The following is a 14720-nucleotide window of genomic DNA, read 5'->3' on the forward strand; positions in this document are numbered from 1 at the left end:
GAATCCTCCGAAGGCTGGGTGGGGCGTCCATCACGGTGAAACGGTAGAATGACGCGCAGACCGCGGCCAGCACCACCAGGGTGCCCGGCCGCGAGACCAGGATACCGAACCGAGATCCGTGCCGGATCCAGAGGGGATCGAACCGACGTGGCTGAGTCCAAGCAGCGCAAGAACCGCAGGACGCGTGGCAAGACCGAGACGAAGAAGTCTCCGCTGAACGACGCCGATCCCAAGGACGTCAGAGACCTCGACCTCGAGGACGAGTCGCTGCCGCTCTGGTACCGGGCCACGATGATCGGTCTGATGATCCTGGGACTGCTCTGGATGATCGTCTGGTACATCACCCAGGGTGCCGCCCCGGTGCAGGCCGCCGGGGGCTGGAACATCATCATCGGCTTCGGCATCGCCATGGTCGGATTCTTCATGACGATGCGCTGGAAGTGACGATGTGCTGGACGTGCCGATGCCCCGCAGATGACGGCGTCTGAGATGCGGATGCCCCCCAGGAGACGGCGCGCGCCTAGCGTGGCCGTCGCGTGGCTGTGGCCCTCGCGGCGCGGGTGAGCTCCTCCACCGGCTGACCAGTCCCGGCAGGCTCGATCTGCGGCTGGATCTGCTCCTGGTAGCGGTTCTCCACGGCCTTGGCGATCAAGAAGTCAGCGATCGCAGGGTTCTTCGGCAGCAGCGAACCATGCAGATAGCTGCCCACGATGTTCTTGAAGCGCGCGCCCTCGTAGGAGTCCTTCGCGTTGTTGCCCTCGCCCCTGGTCACCCGCGCCAGCGGCTGGACCCCCGGGCCGAGGTAGGTCTGTCCGGAATGGTTCTCGTAGCCCAGGATCTCGCCGAACTCCGCAGACTCGGCCACCACATTGCCGATCAGACGAGTGTCGGTGCCCTCGGTGTGCAGGTCCAGGATGCCCACACCCTTGATCTCCCGGCCCTCGCGGGTGCGGAAGGAATGGCCGAAGAGCTGATAGAGCCCGCAGATCATCAGCATCGGCGTGCCACCCTCAGCCAGGCGGTGCAGCTTGTCTCCGATGCGCAGCAGGTCCTGCTGGATCTTGTCCTGGCCGCTGTCCTGGCCGCCGCCGCCGATGACCACGTCGACCTGCTCCGGGAACTCGTCCTCAGGGTCATAGCTGTGCAGGATCGGCTCATAGCCGCGCCACTGCAGACGCCGCTGCAGCACCAGCGCATTGCCGAAGTCCCCGTAGATGTTCATGTCCCGGGGATAGAGCTGGAGGACATGGACGGGCTTGGATGCAGCCATCAGAAGGCCTCCACTTCGGTATAGGCGCTCAGCCGCTTCCGCAGCGCGAGCATCGCGGTGTAGGTGCAGAAGATCCTGGCGGGCTTGTCGGGATTCTCATCCAGGAAGCGGGTGAGCGCGAGCGAGAGGTCGGGCTCCACCGCGTCGAAGTCGACGTCGTCGTATTTCAGCCGCAGCGCCATGTCGTAGGCGCGGACCCCGGAGACCATCCGCACGCCCTGCTCGGCGAGCGAGGCGAACTCCACGTCCCAGAGCCAGCTCATGTCTCGGCCGTCGGCGTAGTTGTCGTTGATCGCGATCATCGTGGCGACGCCCTCGGCCGCGAAGGAGCTCAGGCCCAGGCGGAAGCCGGAGGGGTTCTTCACCAGCACCAGGTCCAGCGGGCGGCCCTGCACGGTGAGGCTCTCGCCGCGGCCGAAGGCTGGAGACACCTTGGAGAGCGAATCGATCAGGGCCTGAGGGTTCACGGCCTCACCCAGGGCCTGGCGCACCACCGCCAGCGCGGCCGCCGCGTTGAAGGTGTTGTAGGCGCCGTTGACGCTCAGCGAGGTGGTCACCGCCTCGCCGTCGATGGTGAACCGGCCGCCGCCCTCCGTGAGCTCCTCCAGGACCACATCGGCATGCGGATGATCCGCCGCGCCCGCGGGCCCGGAGTGGAAGTCGTCATCGCTGGGGAAGTGGCTGCGCAGGGATTCGCTGAGCCCGAAGTAGTCCACCCGCTGGGTGTCCAGGGTTCCGGCGATCGCCCGGACTCGGGGGTCCTCGCGGTTGAGCACCACGGCCTCGACCGTGTGCGCGGCGATGGTGCGCAGCATCCCGGCGGTGGTGTCGATCTCTCCGAAGCGATCCAGCTGATCGCGCATCACGTTGAGCAGCAGGCTGTGGTTCGGGCGCACGGCTTTGACGAAGTGCACCGCGTGGGCCTCATCGAGCTCGAGCACCGCGATATCGGCGTCGAGCTTCCCGGTGAGCCGCACCTCTTCGAGGATGGAGGCCACGACGCCGCGGGTGAAGTTGGAGCCGCTTCGGTTGGTGAAGACCTTCAGGCCCTGGCCCTGCAGCAGCTCCACGACCATCTTGGTGGTGGTGGTCTTCCCGTTGGTCCCGGAGACGACGATGACGCCTCGGGGAAGCCGGTGCAGCGTGCGGGCCAGGAAATGCGGGTCCAGCTTCTCCACGACCAGTCCGGGGAAGGCCGAACCGCCGCCCCCGCGCAGCTTCGTCACGGTGCGGGCAGCTCGGCCGATGAGCACCGAGCCCAAAGAGCTCAGGGTGCCGCCGAGGCGGCGCGGTGAGGTGGGGAGTCTGGACATGGGGTCGATTATTTCATCTCATTCCTGGGGTGCCGCGCAGCCAGGGCCGCCCGGTTCTCCGTGGTGCAGTTCTCTGTTGTGCAGATCCCCGTCGTGCAGTTCTTGTCGGGGCACCGGGGCACCGGGGCACGGGGGCTCAGCCGTCGTTGCCGCCGCGGCGATTGCCGGTGCCGCTGTCGTCTCCGCTATCTCCGCCGCGGCTTCAGGGGTTGCCGGCGGAGCGCCCCGGGGATGCTCCCGGGCTGCCTGCCCCGCTGGGACTCTGCCCGCCGTTGTTCGCCCCGCCATTGGCCTCCGGAGACTCCTGTTCCTGGGGCGACTCTTCGGGGGCCTCGGAATTCTCCTGCTCAGCGTCAGCCTCCTCCTCCCCGGAGCCGCCCTCGGGATCTCCGCTCTCCTCGGCGCTCTCGCTGGGCGACTCCTCGGGCTCCGGGCTGGGAGACTCCTCCGGCTCCGGACTCGGGGACTCCTCATTCTCCTGAGCGTCCTCGCCCTCCGGATCGGTCGCCTCGTCCTCCTCCGGTTCAGGTTCAGGAGCCTGTTCCGGGGCCACCGCCACGACCAGGGTCACGGTAGAGCCCTGCGGGATGGTGTCACCGGCGACCACGGAGGACCCGCCCACCCGCTGGCCCACGACGGTGCCGGCGGGATAGTCGGTGCGCTCGTCCTCGACGGTGGCCACGCTCAGCCCCAGGTTCTCCAGGATCGACTGCGCCTCGGTGAGACTGCGATTGAAGACCCCGGGCATCTCCACCAGTCCGGTGGAGAGCACCAGATCCACCTCGGATCCGGGCTCCACGCTGGAGCCTGATTCCGGGTCGGTGCTGATCAGCATGTCGGTCTCGATGCTGGGGTGGTTCTCCCGACTGATCTCTCCCACCTCCAGGCCCACCTCCTCGAGGGCCTCGCGGACCTCGTCCTCGGAGGAGCCCTGCAGCCCGTCGGGCACGCGCACACTCTCCGGCCCGGTGGAGATGTAGAGCACCACGGCGGTGTCCGGCTCCACCGTGGTCTCGGCCTCGGGGTCGGTGCGGATCGCCAGGTCCGCCTCGATCTCGGGGTGGGCTTCGGTCTCCACGCTCGGGTTCAGGTTCGCTGCGGTGAGCTCCTCGCGCGCCTGGTCCTCATCCATCCCGGTGACATCTGGGATCGAGACCTCAGAGCTGTTGAGCGTGCTCATCAGAGCCCAGGTGCCCGCGCCGGCCAGGGCGAGGATGAGCAGCGTCCAGATCAGGATCAGACCTCCGCGACGACGACGTGGTCGCTCCTGCGGCTGGTCATAGCTCTGATAGAGGTCCGGGTCCTCGGGAGTCCGCGCGGAGAGTTGAGGGGCCAGCGGGGCGGCACCTGCGGCCAGGACCTGGTTGAACTCCTGGCGGCCGCCGACTGCGGTCATCGCGGCGGTCGGGTGGTCCTCGTCATCCACCCCGATCCCGATCAGTGCCTTCTGGATCGCCTGGTTGAACTCCTCGGCGGTCTGGAACCGCAGCGCCGGGTCCTTCGTGAGGGCCTTGCCCACCACGGACTCCATCGCCGGGCTGACCTGGTGGTTGAACTCGCTGACCTGGGGCGGCTCTTCGCGGACGTGCTGGTAGGCCACGGACACGGGGGACTCGCCCTGGAAGGGTGGTCGGTTGGTGAGCAGCTCGAAGAGCACACAGCCGGCCGAGTAGAGGTCTGAGCGGTGGTCCACCACCTCGCCGCGGGCCTGTTCCGGGGAGAGGTACTGCGCGGTGCCCACCACGGCAGAGGTCTGGGTCATGGTGGAGGCCGAGTCCGCCAGGGCCCTGGCGATGCCGAAGTCCATCACCTTGATCGCTCCGGTCTGGGAGACCATCACGTTGGAGGGCTTGATATCGCGGTGCACGATGCCCTTCTCGTGGCTGTATCCCAGGGCACCGAGGATGCCGTGCATATACCCGGCGGTCTCGCGCTCCGAGAGCGGGGTGTGCAGCGCCTGATCGATCTTGGTTCGCAGCTGTGCGCCCACCTGGGCGGCAGGCAGGTGCTCCTCGGCATCCTGGACCCTGCCGGTGTCGCCCAGGGCCAGCACGTCATCCTCGGACTCGGTGGCCGCGTCGGGAGTCGCCGCGATCCGGGTCGCCTCGTCGTCGACGTCGGCGGTGTCGGTGATGCGCGGGGTCCCGTGCAGGATGTGGCGCAGGGTGACCCCGTCCACGTACTCCATCACGATGAAAGGCGTCTTGATCGCGTGATGGGACTGGTCCTCGACCTCCGCTCGGCCGGAGTCGTAGACCGCGACGATGTTCGGGTGGTTCAAGGAGGCGGAGGACTGACCCTCGCGGCGAAAGCGACCCTGAAACTGGGGGTCGCGTGCCAGATCCGGGCGCAGCATCTTCACCGCGACCTTGCGATCCAGGGTGAGGTCGTGGCCGAGGTAGACGTCGGCCATCCCACCGCGTCCGATCAGCGATGTGATTCGGTAGCGGCTGTTCAGGACGCGCTCAGCAGTCTCGGTCATATCTCGGTTCCTGTCTCCGATCCTGGCCCATCCTCCGCCGAGAATCCAGCCCGGTTCGGATCCTGGGTGCTCTCCGGGCCGGATTCGGCGCCGAGCTGTTCCTCGCCGCTCGGGGCGCCAGCGCCTTGTTCATCACGCGGTGTCGACTCCGCCTCGGGGTTCGAACCACCGGTGGGATCGGCCTCGGTCGCTTCGGGCTGATCCTGGGTGTCCTGCGGGTCCTGCGAGGGAGAGGGGGTCGGCGTCGGGGAGCCCGAGGTCCCCTGATCCGGTTCCGCGTCGTCCTGACCTCCGGGGTTGCCCTGCTCGGGGCTGCTCTCACCCTGGCCCGGCTGGCCCTGATCCTGCTGATCCGTCTGATTCCCCGGCGCCTGGTCCTGATCCTCGGGTGCGGTGTCGCCGGACCCGGCGGAGTAGAAGAGGGTCACCGTGGACCCCACCGGGACGCTGCCCAGCGGAGCGACCCCGGTGACCACTCCCTCGGGCTGACCCGAGGCCACGGGTTCGGCCTGGACCTGCAGCCCGGCCTCCTGCAGCGCGGCGCTGGCCTCCTGCAGGGAGAGTCCGAGGAAGGCGCTCTCGAGGATCTCGACCATCTCGGTTCCCGGAGTCAGGGTCTCGGTGACGGTCGGGGTCGGTGTGGGCTCGTCGTCCTCGCCGCCCCCGCCGAACTGCGGGAAGAACCAGGAGCCCAGCAGGGCCAGCAGCACCAGGACCAGCAGCGCGATCAGCGGCCAGTACCACCGACGACCCCCGTGGAGGCGGCGCTGATCCTTCCCCTTCTCGGCCTCTCCGGCATCGGTGGGCGCCCCGGAGCGCGCCCCTGCCCCCGACGGGGCGGCAGCGGCATACTGCGCGGTGTGCTCCGGAGCCTCGGCGGGCTGTTCCGGAGTGCGGGCCGAGGGGGCGCGGCCGCTCGGCGGCGCGACGACGGCGGTGGGTGTGGTGTCGGTGCGCGGTATGGCCGTGGTCGGGTCCTCCTCGTCCTGCGCGCCGTCCAGATGCGAGGCCATGGCCGGCACCGCCTTCAGCGCCGACTCGGTGTCGTGGCGCAGCAGCGCATCGGCGGCCTCGGCGAGCTTGGTCGCGGTGAGCGGTCGCTTGCCGGGGTCCTTCTCCAGCATCGACATGATCAGCGCCCGCACCGGCTCCGGGACGGTCTCCGGCAGCGCCGGCGGCGGTTCGTTGACCTGCTTGAGCGCGATCGCGATCTGGGACTCACCGGTGAAGGGACGGTGCCCGGCGAGGGCTTCGTAGCCGATGATGCCCAGCGCGTAGATGTCCGAGGAGCCGGTGGCGTGCTGGCCGGTGGCCTGCTCCGGGGAGAGGTACTGCACCGTGCCCATCACCTGCCCGGTGGCGGTCAGCGGCACCTGGTCGGCGAGCCGAGCGATCCCGAAGTCGGTGATCTTCACCCGACGGGTGGGCGTGATCAGCAGGTTCCCGGGTTTGACGTCGCGGTGGACCAGGCCCTGGTCATGGGCGACCTGCAGGGCGCGGCCGGTCTGGGCGATGATCGAGAGCGTCTTCTCCCAGGACAGCGTCTTGTCCGTCTCCAGCAGCACCGAGAGCGGGCGCCCCGGGACGAGCTCCATGACCAGGTAGCCCGAGCCGGACTGCTCGCCGTAGTCATAGATGTCCGCGATGCCGGGGTGGTTCAGCAGCGCGGTGTGCCGCGCCTCGGCGCGGAACCGACGCAGGAACGCCTCGTCCCCGGTGTATTCCTCTTTGAGGATCTTGATCGCCACGGTGCGTCCCAGCACCTGGTCGGAGGCCTTCCAGACCTCGCCCATGCCGCCGATGGCGATGCGTTCGGTGAGCTGGTAGCGCTCACCCATCAGAATCCCGACCACCGGCCTCATTCGATCGCCGCCTCGAGCATGGTCAGCATCTGGGGTCCGGTCAATGACGAGCCGGTGTCGTAGTCGATCCGCTCATAGGCCACGGTGACTGCATACTGCGGGTCCTCGGCGGGGGCGAAGCCGGTGATCCAGGAGTTCACCTCTCCGGTATCGCCGACGTCGGCGGTGCCGGTCTTCGCCGCGACCTGGAAGCTTCCGGTCTGGGCGCGGGTGCCGGTGCCGGACTCCACCACCTGCACCATCATCTCGGTGATCTCATCAGCGACCTCCTCCGAGGTCACCTCGGAGAGCGTCTCCGGCTCGGAGGCTTCGAGCAGCTGCAGGTCAGAGCCGCGGATCGCGTCGACCAGATTGGGCTTCATCAATGTGCCGCCGTTGGCGATGGCGGCGGCGACCATGTTCATCTGCAGCGGAGTGGAGGTGACGTCGAACTGTCCGATGGAGGACTGGGCCAGGGCCGCATCGGAGAGGTCCTGCGGGAAGTTCGAGGTGTCCACGCGCAGCGGGATGCCCAGGTCATCGGAGTTGAATCCGAAGTTCTCGGCGGCCTCCCGGATGGGGTCCTCCCCGAGCTCCATGGCGGCCTCGGCGAAGGGCGTGTTGCAGGACTGCGCCACGATCCAGGACAGTTCGGCCTGCGGGCGCTGGGCGCAGATGCCGCGGTCGAAGTTCCGCAGCTCGGTGCTCGATTCCGGAAGGGTGATCGAGTTCGGGTTCTCCAGGACGGTGTCCGGCTCGTAGTCCCCGGACTCCAGCATCGCGACCAGGTCGACCAGCTTGAAGGTGGAACCGGGAGCCATCGTGGAGGAGATCGCCCGGGAGGTGTAGCGCAGGTCCGGGTCGGCCTCGAGCTCCTCCTGGTTCTGCACCAGCTGCGCGGAGTCCTGCACGGCGAGCCGGTTGTTGTTGTAGCTGGGCTTCGACGCCATCGCCTTGATGTCACCGGTGGCGACCTCGGTGACGATGATGCTGCCCCGGGTGCCGTCGGGGATCTGGTCGTAGGCGAGCTGCTGCAGCTCGCCGTCGAGGGTGAGCTCCACCTGCCCGCCGTCCATGGTGTCCCCGGTGAACACCGAGGCGATCCGGTCGAAGAACTGGCTGTCCGAGTGTCCGGAGAGGTATTCGTTCAGCGTGCCCTCCAGCCCGGTGGGATTGGCGGCGATGGAGTAGGTGCCGGTGATCCCGGAGTACAGATCGGGTTCGTGGTAGACGCGCTGGTAGTCGAAGCTGGCGTTGTCCGAGGGCACAGACTCCGCGATCGCGCTGCCGTCCACGGTGATCGCCCCGCGAGGTGCGCCGCGGTCCTCGTAGACCTGACGCACGTTGTTGGGGTTGGCGTTGAGCTCATCGGTCACGCCCACCTGGATGATGGAGAGCGCGACGAAGAGCGTGATGAACAGGCCGACGGCGACGACCCAGGTGTGACGAATCGCGTTGTTCACTTCGTCCCTCCCTGGTCGGCTGGGGTGTGCTGGTCGGCTGGTGCGTGGTTCAGGCGGGTGGGCTCCTCAGCGTGGTGCCGATTTGCGCTGTGCCGGTGCACCGCGCTCTCCCGGGCTCCCGGGCCGCCGGAGTGCTGCAGTCTGGACTCGGTGCCGAAGGAGGACTCTCCGGTGGCGTTGACCATCGGGCCCACGATCACCGGCTGTCGCGCGGAGTGCGAGATCAGCAGCACCAGGGCCACGATCAGCCAGTTGGCCAACAGCGCAGACCCGCCCGCGGCGAGGAACGGCGTGGCCAGACCGGTCATCGGGATGACCCGGGTGATGCCGCCGACGACGACGAAGACCTGCAGCACCAGCACCACGGCGAGGCCCACGGCAAGCAGCTTCCCGAAGGTGTCGCGGGTACCCAGTCCGGCGCGCATGTAGCGGCTGAACAGCAGCAGGTAGAGCAGCAGCATCGCGGAGAGCCCGATGAGGCCGAGCTCCTCGCCGAAGGCGGCGATGATCATGTCCGAGTTCGCCAGGGAGATCATGTTCGGGTTTCCCGAGCCCAGGCCGGTGCCGACCAGTCCGCCGTGCGCCATGCCGAAGAGGCCCTGGACCACCTGGTAGGAGCCGCCGAAGGTGCGCTCATAGATGTCCTGGTCGAAGGCGTTGAGCCAGATGTCCACCCGGTCCCGGAAGTGGTTGACGAACTGATACGCCAGGGCGGCCCCGATGAGCATGAACACCGCACCGATGGCGATCCAGGAGAAGCGTGAGGTGGCCACGTAGATCACGGCGACGAAGAGCCCGAAGAACATCAGCGCGTTGCCGAGGTCGTTCTGCACCACCAGCACCCCGATCGCGATGACCCAGGCGATGAACATCGGCGCCAGGTCGCGCAGCCGGGGGAAGGTCACCGGTCCGAACTTGCGCCCGGCCAGCAGGATCAGATCCCGGTTGTTGGCGAGGAATCCGGCGAAGAACACGGCCAGCGTGATCTTGGCGATCTCACTGGGCTGGAAGGAGAGCGGTCCGAGGTTCACCCAGATCCTGGCCCCGTTGAGCTCCTGACCCAATCCGGGGACGATCGGCAGGAACAGCAGCACCACGCTTGCCGCGAGAGAGATGTAGGTCAGCTGCCGCAGCCGCCGATGATCCTTGAGCAGCCACATCAGCACCATCGCGGCCACGATCGAGACGCCGGTCCACAGCAGCTGCCGGTCTGCGACCCCGGAGAAGGACGGGGTGAAGTCGAGCCGATGGATCATGGCGATGCCGAGCCCGTTGAGGGTCACCACAATGGGCAGGATGAACGGGTCCGCGTATTTGGCGCGCAGTCGCAGCACCACGTGGAAGGTCAGGACCAGGCCGGCGAAGACGGCACCTTCGATGTAGTAGTCGGTGGTGATCGGCTCGTCCAGGGCGAAGGCCACCAGCATCTGAGAGCCGATCGCCACGGTCAGTGCGATCAGGAGCAGGAGAAGCTCCAGGTTGCGGCGGGGCTTGTAGGCTTGCTGCGCTGCTGCGTTCACTGCTCACCTCCCTGATTCTGTGCTGCTGGGTCCTCGGCTGACTGGTCCTCGCCCGAGGGGCCCTCAGATGACTCCTCGGTGGCCCCGTCTTCGTCCTGCGGCGCCGACCCGGTGGCTTCCTCAGATGGCTCATCCTCGGTGGGTTCATCGCCAGGACTCGGCTCGTCCCGATCGGCGTTGGCCACCGCCATGGCACGCAGCTGGGAGACGATGTGCTCCGCGTGGTCCCGGTCATCGGCGGCGATTCCGCGCTGGAGGCGCTGCTGGTGGTACTGGGTGAGGTCTTCCAGCGCGATATCGGCATGCTCGTCGACCTCGGAGAGCCGGATCGGACCCAGGGACTGCGAGACCCCGCTGTAGATGGCGACTTCGCCCTCGTCCTCACCCACGTAGTACTGGGTCTGGGTCCAGACGTAGCCCAGAAAGGTGACCACGGCGACCAGCACGACCAGCAGGGCCACAAAGGTGGGCAGGAACCAGGAGCTGCGACGCCGGGTCGTCTCCAGCGCCTCCAGCTCCTCCTGGTCCAGGACCAGCTCCTCCTCGATGCTCTCGGGCTCCTCGGCCAGTCCGGCGCCGGCGCGGTGCGGCCCGTCCTGCGCTGGGTTCTGCGTCGCAGCTGACCCGGAGCCGCCGGAGCCGGCCTGCGGATCGGACGCCTCGGCGGCGGATGCGGCACCAGCGCCGGCAGCGACGCCGGCTGTGCCTGCAGGGCTCGCGGTCCCGGAGGTCTCCGGGCCTGGCTCAGGGCTGTCGGTCTGCGGGTTGCCGGTCTCCGGGTGCGGCGCCGCGGATCCAGTGGGGTCCTGCTCCTGCGGATGCTCATCCAAGAGCTCGGAGTAGGTGTGGCGCACCGGGCGCAGCGGCTGGCCGGTGAGCAGGGCGGCCATCGGGTGTTCGTCCACGTTGCGCGCGACCACAGGGATCGTCCCGGTCTCGGCGGCCTTATTGGCGGCACCGACGAGCAGGTGCGGGCGCGCTCCGAGCTTCTTGCGCACCATGGCGGCGGAGAGCGGGGAGAGGGTGTCTTCGTCGTCGTGGGCGGAGAATGCCTCGGAGTTGACCACCGGGACCATGTCCAGCTCCATGGTCGCGTCGGTGCCGCCGTAGTCGGAGGAGGCCGCCGCCACGGCGGCCTCGCTCAGCGGCAGCTCGTCGCTGGGAGCCAGCGCGGCCTCGTCGGCCTCCATGACCTCCAGGCAGACCACGGTCACGTTGTCCGGGGCACCGCCGCCGAGGGTCAGCTCGACCAGGTCATCGACGATCGATTCCAGGCTCTGCGTGGAGCGCAGCTTCTGCTCGATCAGTCGTTCCGAGACCACGGCGTTGAGCCCGTCGGAGCAGAGCAGCCAGCGCTCGCCGGCTTCCAGCGGGAAGGAGGTGATGTCGAGTTCGGGGGAGGCGTCGACGTCTCCGAGCACCCGCATCAGCACGTTCTTATGCGGGTGGTACTCGGCCTGATCCGGGTCCAGCCGCCCTTCGTCGACCAGACGCTGGACGAAGGTGTGGTCCTTGGACACCTGCCGGAAGCGTCCCCGCTTGAGCCGGTAGGCCCGGGAGTCTCCGATGTGGGCGAACTGCAGCCGGTCCTGGGTGATCAGCAGTGAGGTGATCGTGGTGCCCATCCCGGCGAGCTTCGGGTTGGCTTTGACCAGCTTGTTCAAGAAGGAGTTCGCGGTCTGGATCTCATCGGGCAGCACCGTCTCAGGGTCCGCGAAGCCGCGGGTGTCCAGGTGCGCGAGGTCCAGCACCGTCGACGCCGAGGCGACGTCACCCCCGGCGTGGCCGCCCATGCCGTCTGCCACCACGGCGAAGTAGCGCCCCGCGTAGCCAGAGTCGTCGTTCTTCGAGCGCACGGCACCGGTGTCGGAGCGCGCGGCGAAGCGGAATACCAGAGCCACGGGCTAGGTCCTCAGCTCCAGGACGGTCTTGCCGATCCGGATCCGGTCTCCAGGCTCCACGGTGGAGGCGCGGGTGAGCTGCTCCTCCCCGAGCCAGGTGCCGTTGGTGGATCCGAGGTCCTCGAGGAACCAGCGCGAGCCCTGCGGGAAGAGCCGGGCGTGCTTGCCGGAGGCATAGTCATCCTCGAGCACCAGGGTGCACTCCTGGGCGCGGCCCATCATGATCGAGGCAGAGCCCAGCGGGAGCTCCGTCCCGGCCAGGGGTCCCTCGCTCACCAGCAGACGCCGAGGCCGCGGACGCGGGGTGGGGCCGGAGTGGCTGGCGCCGGCGGGAGCGGGGGGTCCGCTGCGCTGCGCGGGCGCGGGATGCGCGGCGGCGGCCCGGGCGCGGGAGCGCTTGGAGATGGTCATGTCCCGGCCCTGTGCTGCGATGATCGAGAGGATCAGGATCCAGAGCAGCAGCAGCACTCCGAACTGCAGCACCGTGACAGCGAGTTCACTCATGGGTCGGTGTCCTTCAGCTCTGGCGGAAGCGCAGGCGCGCGTTGCCGAGCGAGATCAGGGCGCCGTCGATGAGCTGGACCTTCGGAGTCTCACCGGTGAGCTGCTCGCCGTCCACGTAGGAGCCGTTGGTGGATCCCAGGTCCCGGGCGTACCAGGCACCCCCGGAGCGGAAGAGCTCCAGGTGCTTCCGGGAGACCCCGGTGTCGGGAACGGTGATGTCAGCCGAGGTGGAGCGCCCGATCACGGTGGAATCCGGGCGCAGCGGGTAGCTCTGCTCCTCGTACTCCAGGCTCGCGGCGGCCGCCGGGGCGGGAGGCTGGTGGGCGGGGACCGTGGGCTGGGCCATGGTGGAGGGCAGCGGGGCCGCGGCGCTGGGGCCAGCCGCAGGAGAGGACTGGGCCGGAGCGACCGGTCCCGACTGCGGGTCCCTGTCGGTGCGGGACTCGATGCTCAGCTGCCCGCGCTTGAGCTCGGTGTTCTTCACGAAGGTGGCCTTCACCGGTCCCAGCAGGGTGTATCCCTGGGATTCGGCATGGCGCAGGATCTCCTCACAGAGCTCCTCGGCCAGGGCGACGCCGTACTTCTTGGCCTCGGTGAAGTCCTCTCCAGCGAGCCGGATCTTGTACAGGTTCGGAGCCAGGTGCTGGCCTTCGGCGATGGTCTTGGACTCTCGGTCCATGTGGCGGCGTACGGCGGTGGCGATCTCCACGGGTCCCAGACTCCCTCCTCGTCCTGAGAAGGCACCGCGGACGGCCTTTTCGATGCCGCGCTCCAGGTTGTCTAGCAGTCCCACCGGCACCTCCTTCTTCTGATGAATGTCTGTCCACGCTCAGCAAGCTCGGCTCGCGAGGTGGGCAATATGTCCTGAGTCTACTGTCTCACTCCCCGCCTGTGCGGTTCGCCGGTCGCCCGCGCGGTGAACTGCTCGGACGCGCCGCGCTGTGACTCTTGCCACATTCCGGGAGGAGGTGCTACCTTCATCTCACCGTGAGAGCGCTCTCATAAGAGGACTTGGGGACCCGCTCGCACCTCATATCGAAGGAGATAGCTGTGATGAGGACTACTGATCACGCGGAGCACAAAGACTCCGCAGCGGATCGCCCCACCGGGCCATCCGCCTCGCCCCACGCCGGGCGCCGCCACCGTCGGGTCATGCAGTCAGTGGCGGTGAGCTCGGTGCTGGCACTGGGGCTCAGCGCCTGCGGAGGTGCTGCCGATGGCGACGACGAAGGCGGAGCGGCCGACGGGGAGGCGGTCACCCTCAGCGTGACCACCTTCAACGAGTTCGGCTATGAGGAGCTCTTCGAAGAGTACGAGGAGCTCAACGAGAACATCACCATCGAGCACAACAAGATCGACACCGCCGAGAACGCCCGCGACTCGCTGCGCAACAGCCTGGGTGCCGGTCAGGGAGCCTCGGACATCGAACCCATCGAGGTGGACTGGCTCGCAGAGTTCCAGCAGTACCCCGACCGCTTCGAGGATCTCACCGATCCCGAACTGGAGGACCGCTGGCTGGATTGGAAGTATCAGGACGCAGTCCTTGAGGACGGCAGCCTGATCGGCTACGGCACCGACAGCGGGCCGCAGGCGGTCTGCTACCGGGCCGACCTCTTCGAGGAGGCCGGACTGCCCACCGATCGTGAAGAGGTGGCCGAGTTCCTCGGAGACTCCTGGGAGGACTACTTCGCCGCCGGTGAGGAGTTCGTCGCCGAGTCTGACTCCGCCTGGTACTCCGGCTCGGACAACATCTGGCAGGGCATGATCAACCAGGTCGAGGTCCCCTACCAGGACGAGTCCGGGGAGATCATCGCCGACACCAACCCCGAGGTGAAGGATCTCTACGACCAGCTTCTGAAGGCCTCGGTGGAGAATGAGCTCTCCGCGGGCCTGGCCCAGTGGAGCGGCGACTGGTCCGATGCCTTCCAGCGCGAAGAGACCTTCGCGACCATGATGTGCCCCGGCTGGATGCTGGGCATCATCGAGGGCAACGCCGCCGAGGTCGAGGGCTGGGACATCGCCAACACCTTCCCAGGTGGCGGCGGCAACTGGGGCGGGTCCTACCTGACCGTTCCTTCCCAGGGCGAGAACATCGAGCAGGCCAAGGAGCTCGCGGCCTGGCTGACCGCCCCGGAGCAGCAGCTCAAGGCGTTCGGGGTCGTCGGGGCATTCCCCTCCACCACCGAGGCGCTGGAGGCAGACGAGCTGCTCTCGGCCACCAACGAGTTCTTCAACGACGCCCCCACCGGCGAGATCCTGGCCGAGCGCGCCGACGCCGTGGAGACCCAGCCGCTGAAGGGCACCGAGTACCTGACCATCAACGTGGCGATCCAGGACGCGATCAACCGGGTGGACGTGGACGGGATCGATGACCCCGACGCCTCCTGGGAGAAGTTCGTCAACGACATGGAAGCTCTGCGCTGATC

Annotated in this window: 11 protein-coding genes; 2 read left to right on the forward strand and 9 right to left on the reverse strand. The window is 68.0% G+C overall.

Annotated elements, in window-relative coordinates; genetic code table 11:
- Positions 1-147 precede the first annotated feature (147 nt).
- The gene (locus tag HNR11_RS04825) at positions 148-444 is read left to right on the forward strand and encodes a cell division protein CrgA (RefSeq protein ID WP_343050587.1); all 297 of its coding nucleotides are present in this window, start codon (positions 148-150) and stop codon (positions 442-444) included.
- Between the two features lie 76 nt (positions 445-520).
- Here the strand turns inward: HNR11_RS04825 and HNR11_RS04830 are convergent, their stop codons facing one another.
- From HNR11_RS04830 to HNR11_RS04870, 9 genes are all read right to left on the reverse strand, one after another.
- Entirely contained in the window at positions 521-1270 is a 750-nt protein-coding gene (locus tag HNR11_RS04830; RefSeq protein WP_179441355.1) for a type 1 glutamine amidotransferase, read from the reverse strand.
- A complete protein-coding gene (locus HNR11_RS04835; protein ID WP_179441356.1) occupies positions 1270-2583 on the reverse strand; it encodes a Mur ligase family protein in 1314 nt (437 codons plus the stop codon). Before HNR11_RS04835 ends, HNR11_RS04830 begins: the two co-directional genes overlap by 1 nt.
- Before the next feature lie 202 nt (positions 2584-2785).
- On the reverse strand, positions 2786-5065 hold the full coding sequence (locus tag HNR11_RS04840) for a protein kinase domain-containing protein (RefSeq protein ID WP_179441357.1): 2280 nt from the start codon (positions 5063-5065) through the stop codon (positions 2786-2788).
- Positions 5062-6927, reverse strand: a complete 1866-nt coding sequence (locus HNR11_RS04845) for a protein kinase domain-containing protein (protein WP_179441358.1) — start codon at positions 6925-6927, stop codon at positions 5062-5064. Before HNR11_RS04845 ends, HNR11_RS04840 begins: the two co-directional genes overlap by 4 nt.
- Positions 6924-8369, reverse strand: a complete 1446-nt coding sequence (locus tag HNR11_RS04850; protein ID WP_179441359.1) for a penicillin-binding transpeptidase domain-containing protein — start codon at positions 8367-8369, stop codon at positions 6924-6926. The genes HNR11_RS04845 and HNR11_RS04850 overlap by 4 nt, the downstream gene beginning before the upstream one ends.
- A complete protein-coding gene (locus HNR11_RS04855) occupies positions 8366-9889 on the reverse strand; it encodes an FtsW/RodA/SpoVE family cell cycle protein (protein WP_343050588.1) in 1524 nt (507 codons plus the stop codon). Before HNR11_RS04855 ends, HNR11_RS04850 begins: the two co-directional genes overlap by 4 nt.
- Positions 9886-11790 (reverse strand): PP2C family protein-serine/threonine phosphatase, encoded by a 1905-nt coding sequence (locus HNR11_RS13865; RefSeq protein ID WP_343050589.1) that lies wholly within the window; start codon positions 11788-11790, stop codon positions 9886-9888. The genes HNR11_RS04855 and HNR11_RS13865 overlap by 4 nt, the downstream gene beginning before the upstream one ends.
- Positions 11791-11793: 3 nt before the next feature.
- The gene (locus HNR11_RS04865) at positions 11794-12294 is read right to left on the reverse strand and encodes an FHA domain-containing protein FhaB/FipA (RefSeq protein WP_179441360.1); all 501 of its coding nucleotides are present in this window, start codon (positions 12292-12294) and stop codon (positions 11794-11796) included.
- A 13-nt stretch (positions 12295-12307) separates the two neighbouring features.
- Positions 12308-13087: an FhaA domain-containing protein gene (locus HNR11_RS04870; protein WP_179441361.1), complete on the reverse strand. Its 780-nt coding sequence runs from the start codon at positions 13085-13087 to the stop codon at positions 12308-12310.
- 359 nt (positions 13088-13446) lie between these two features.
- Between HNR11_RS04870 and HNR11_RS04875 the strand changes: the two genes are divergently transcribed.
- Entirely contained in the window at positions 13447-14718 is a 1272-nt protein-coding gene (locus HNR11_RS04875; RefSeq protein ID WP_179442866.1) for an ABC transporter substrate-binding protein, read from the forward strand.
- The last annotated feature ends 2 nt before the right edge of the window (positions 14719-14720 follow it).

The sequence above is a fragment of the Nesterenkonia sandarakina genome, from assembly GCF_013410215.1.
GTDB lineage: Bacteria > Actinomycetota > Actinomycetes > Actinomycetales > Micrococcaceae > Nesterenkonia > Nesterenkonia sandarakina.